The organism is Candidatus Neomarinimicrobiota bacterium (assembly GCA_041862535.1).
Classification (GTDB): domain Bacteria; phylum Fidelibacterota; class Marinisomatia; order SCGC-AAA003-L08; family TS1B11.
The window spans coordinates 1-4,963 of record JBGVTM010000203.1 but is presented as its reverse complement, the minus strand read 5'-3'; the positions used below and the strand labels follow the sequence as shown (position 1 = coordinate 4,963).

Genomic DNA, 4,963 nt, shown 5'->3' with positions numbered 1-4,963 from the left:
GGATAGGATCACAGCCGACTAAACACTTCTGCCCGCGCCTCTGATCTGCTATTGAGGTCAGCTGACCTTATAGGGATATGACGGGCAAAAATTCCTGAACCTTTGGCCCACGTCAGCGTAAATTTTCTTGAGGTTTCCAGATGCGACTAACGGATAATTTTAAAGATGACGGTACGCTGACCCCGGAGGAGGGGCCGGCCACTCAAACGCAGGACCAGCAAAACGGTCCCACGACCACGCCTATCAATGGTTGGTTGCGAGCCTTCCGCAATGCCTTCGCAACACTGGCGATCATTGGGTTGGTCGTCATGGGCTACATGTGGTATTTGTCGCGCAATCTGCCCTCACTGTGGCAGCTGCAGGATTTCAGCCCGGCCGTGGCCACCAAGATTGTCTCCCGTGATGGCAAGGTGATAACCGAGTTGTTCACCCAGCAGCGGGTTCTGGTTCCCCGGTCGCAGATGCCTTTGGATGTCCGGAATGCCCTGATTTCCATGGAGGACAAACGCTTCTACGACCATTGGGGCGTAAGCACGCGCGATGTAGCCCGGGCGGTACTGGTGAACCTGGCCAGCCTGCGCTACCGGCAAGGCTTCAGTTCACTCACCCAGCAGTTGGCTCGGAACCTGTATGATACCATCGGCTTCCGCAAGACTATCACCCGCAAGCTCCGGGAGGTGCTTACCGCCATCCAGATCGAGCGCACCTACACCAAGCAAGAAATCCTGGAGATGTATCTCAACTCGATCTATTTCGGCCACGGCACCTACGGGATTCAGGCTGCGGCGCGGGAATTCTTTGGGATTGACGCCCGGGATCTGAATCTGAATCAGGCGGCCATGCTCGTCGGGGTACTCCCATCACCAGCTAGCTACAGTCCCATCACCCACCCGGAGCGGAATTTTCAGCGGCGCAACCTGGTACTGAATGCCATGGTCGATAATGGGTTTATCGAAAATGAGGAGTATGAGCGGTTCCGATATCAACCCATTGAAGTGAAACGGCCGCCGGCGGTGGCCGGCTTTGCCCCCTACTTCACGGAGCACGTGCGTCGGCAGATGGAGCTGGAGGACGAGCGGCTCGGTATCAATCTCTACCGGGACGGACTGGAAATCCATACCACCATGGATTCCCGGATGCAGGATATCGCCGAACGGATATTCAAGGAGGAAATCCAGGAAAACCAGCAGGTACTCAATGCGTCCTTACTCTCGTCTGACTCGTTGATCTACAGCATCATTGACACTACCGTTTTTCCGTTGGATTCGGTTAAGGCCATGATCCGGGGCGAGATACCCATTGATGATCGTTTGAAGGACCGGCTGCTGGTGCAGGGGGCCGTCATACTGCTGGAGAATGATACCGGTCAAATTCTGGCGATGATCGGTGGCCGCATGGACTTCCCTGACTATTTCAACCGCGCCATCCAAGCCCGGCGCCAGCCCGGCTCCACCTTTAAACCCATCCTTTATATGACCGCTATTGACAACGGCTACCCCGTCTCCACCCAGCTGTTGAACCAATCCCTGGCCAGCACCGGGGACGCCATCATTGATACCAGCATCTGGAACCCGCAGAATGATGACGGCTCTTCCAGTGGGCTGGTGACCCTGCGCGAAGGGCTACGGCGCTCGCTGAACATTATTTCGGCTCGGATTATCTTGGAGCTGGTCACGCCGGAGCAGGTAGTGGACATGGCCAAACAGCTCCAGATCACGACACCGATGCGCGCCGTACGGGCCATTTCCCTGGGAACCAGCGAAGTCCTGCCGATCGATATCACAGCCGCCTATGCCGCCGTGGCCAACCGGGGTGTCTGGGTAGAGCCCATTGCCGTAACCAAGGTGGTCGACCGCCGGGGCAAGATTCTGCGGGAGTTCATCCCCGAGCGCAAGGAGATCATCCACGAAGACAAGGCCTATATCCTGCTGGACTTGATGAAGGGTGTGATTGATGGTGGCACTGGTGCCCGCATCCGCTGGATGTACGATTTCAACCGTCCCGCCGCTGGCAAGACCGGCACTACCGATCACTGGACCGATGCCTGGTTCGTCGGCTTTACGCCCCAGCTGACAGCCGGCGTTTGGGTGGGGGTGGACGATCCCCGGGTGAGCCTGGGTGAAGAGCGCTATGGTAATATCGCTGCCTTACCTATCTGGGCTCGTATCATGAAGGAAATTTATCAAACCTTTGACCTGCCGTTGGTCGATTGGCCGATGCCCGATGGGGTAGTAGTGATGGACGTTTGCCAGGTAACCAAGGACCGCCCCACCAAGTACTGCCCCAGGGAAAAGGAGATCTTCCTGGAGGGCACCGAGCCTCCGGATGAATGCCAGGTACACACCGGCCTGGATACTCGTCCCTATCGCCCGGATGACGATATTTTCCTGAACTGATCTATCAGCTGACCGATTCCCCGCTGTCCCACCTTCCGGTCGGCGGATACCTTTCCGCGAGTAGGTAATAGTTCCTGCTGGATTCCTGGCTATCTCTATGATCCCGCTTCAGGGTGAAGAATCGGGTGCGAAATTCTAGGGACCTCCCTTTCCCACTGGTTTGCCTATGAGGGACTGTCCTGGACCGGTGGCAAATGAGTATACCGCATTAAAGGGCCACAGGTATTAATTTTAGCCCCATTCCGATGGTGCCGCATTTTATCAAGCCGTCATGCTAAAGGCGTTTCTATATTGGATTTACCAGAAACGCTGGCTGCTCTTTGCCATTGCTCTGGGCACTGCTCTCTACCACCTCCCCTATCCTGACGGTATCTCCAAGGATGGCTATCGGACCCTGATTATCGCCATTGTGGTGGTAATCCTGATCATCAGTGAGGCGGTGCCCTTGCCGGGAATTGCCCTGTTAGTTGCCGTGTTGCAGGTGACCTTCGCCATTGCGGGTCCTTCCGAGGTTGCCCAATCTTATATGAGTGACGCCGTTTTCTTCATTATGGGCTCCCTCATGCTGGCGGTGGCCATTGTCCGGCAGGGGCTGGCTGCCCGCCTGACTCTGGCTATTCTTTCCTTTACTGGCACCCGGGTCCGGGCCATCGTATGGGGCTTTTTTGTTATCTCCCTGCTGCTCACATCGTTTATCGGCGGGCATGCAGTGGTGGCTATGCTGCTGCCGGTAGCTATGATCCTCATTCGCAACACATCGGAAGATCCGAATGAGGTGCCGGGTCTCACGCGGCTGCTGCTGTTTGCGCTGGCCTACGGCAGCATCATAGGGTCCGTGGGCACCCCCTCAGGAGGGGCCCGCAATGCCATCATGATCAACTACCTGGCTGACTTCGGCATTGCGAAGATCAGCTACTTGCGCTGGATGAGTTTTACGTACCCGTTGATGCTGGTCCAGATTCCCCTGGCGGGGTGGCTGCTCTCCAGGGCTTTCAAACCCGAGCATGATCGTCTCGACAGTGCCGTCCAGAAGCTGAAGGTCAAGGTGGCGGAAGCCGGTCCCCTGACAGGCCAGCAAACACTGGCTATCATTCTGTTTATAATCATTTTCCTGTCGTGGGTGTTTTTCAGTGATCGTATCGGTCTGGGTGTGGTGGCTCTGGCGGGAGTATTCCTCTATCTGGCCGCCGGACTGGTACAATGGCAGGAGATCAACCAGCGGACTAACTGGGGTGTGGTATTGCTGTTCGCTGCGGTCATTTCCTTAGGGGTACAGCTTAAGAATACCGGTGCCGCCCTATGGGTGGCCCAGCAGATCATGGCCCTCACGGGTGGTTTCCTGGAGCAATTTGCCCTGGCCCAATACGGTCTGGTTATTGCGTTAACAACTGCCGTTGCCAATGTTATAAGTTCCAATGCGACCGTGGCTGTGTTGGGTCCCTTGTTTATGAACTTCGGCGGCGACCCTGTCCTGTTGGGGCTGGCCACCGCGGTAGCTTCGGCCTTCGGGTACTTCACTGCTGTGGGTGCACCGGCGGGCATGATCATTGCCGCCACCGGTCTGCTCCGGGCCAGAGACTTCCTGCAGGCCGGCTGGCGCATCGGATTGGCCTCAATCTCGATTTTAATACTGGCGCTATTGTTTTATTGGCCCCATATTAGGTGATGGGTCATGATCCATAGCGGTAGTGAGTATTAGTTATGCGGTTCCTGGTCGCCATCAGGAGCACCACCTATTCGGAGCCCACCCTCCGGATCGGGAGTGCCGTGGCTAACGCCTTCTCCGCTGATCTATCGGTGGTCTACGTGGGGGATCGGCCGCGGGAGCTCTTCTCGGGCAGTGTCAAGCTGGCCCGGGACGCGCTGCTGAACTGGGAAATCCACCATCCGGGGGTGGAGGTGCTGCGGTGGGCCTACCGCCGCCTGCAGGACTGGAACTTTATCGATCCCTCCATCGAGCAATTTGATCCGACCAACCTGGTGCAGGAGGCCGACCGCGTCCGGGTAATCCTGCCGCATGTCAGCGGGGAGAAGATCCGCCTTATTTTCCGGGAGGGGAATCCGGTGGATCAGCTCAAGAAAGAGACGGAATACCGGGACTATATCCTGACCATTGTGGGTGGGGGTGGCCGCAAGCGTCTCACCCGCCAGCTCGTCCAGTTTGTGGATACCAGCATTCTTTTCGTGAAGAACTTCGATCCCGACTGGAACTATAAGGTTTTGCTGTGCGTGGATGACTCCCAGGCCACCAGGCGGGCGGTGGTCTTTGGCGCCACTGTGGCCCAGCACTTCAAAACCCAGGTCAATCTCCTGACGGTAAGTAAGACCCCGCGCTTCGGAAAGGGCTATCGTGGTGCCGCCCGCTGGGCCCAGCGCTACCTTGAACGCCAGCAAGTTCCCTACCAGCAGCACTTCGAGACCGGTGATCCCCCCACCGTCTTCACCCGAATGGCCGCCACTGACCACATCATCATCATGGGCAAGTCCAGGATGAATCCCCTCAAGGCGTTCTTGAAAGGCACCAAGCCGGGGAACACGGTTCTTAAAGCCTACGGACCGGTGATCCT

General features: G+C 57.1%; 3 protein-coding genes. All 3 read left to right on the top strand.

Features of this window, described 5'->3' with window-relative positions; genetic code table 11:
- Positions 1-140: 140 nt before the first annotated feature.
- Positions 141-2,396, top strand: a complete 2,256-nt coding sequence (locus ACETWG_07455) for a penicillin-binding protein 1A (GenBank protein ID MFB0516423.1) — start codon at positions 141-143, stop codon at positions 2,394-2,396.
- A 271-nt stretch (positions 2,397-2,667) separates the two neighbouring features.
- Positions 2,668-4,062 carry a DASS family sodium-coupled anion symporter gene (locus ACETWG_07450; GenBank protein ID MFB0516422.1) on the top strand — a complete coding sequence of 465 codons (1,395 nt, stop codon included), beginning with the start codon at positions 2,668-2,670 and terminating at the stop codon, positions 4,060-4,062.
- Between the two features lie 35 nt (positions 4,063-4,097).
- The coding region (locus ACETWG_07445; GenBank protein ID MFB0516421.1) for a hypothetical protein at positions 4,098-4,963 on the top strand (866 nt) is incomplete at its 3' end.

Bases quoted from the DNA above. Each gene is read 5' to 3' on its own strand.
- ACETWG_07455 (MFB0516423.1), top strand. From the start codon at position 141: ATGCGACTAACGGATAATTTTAAAGATGACGGTACGCTGACCCCGGAG.
- ACETWG_07450 (MFB0516422.1), top strand. From the start codon at position 2,668: ATGCTAAAGGCGTTTCTATATTGGATTTACCAGAAACGCTGGCTGCTC.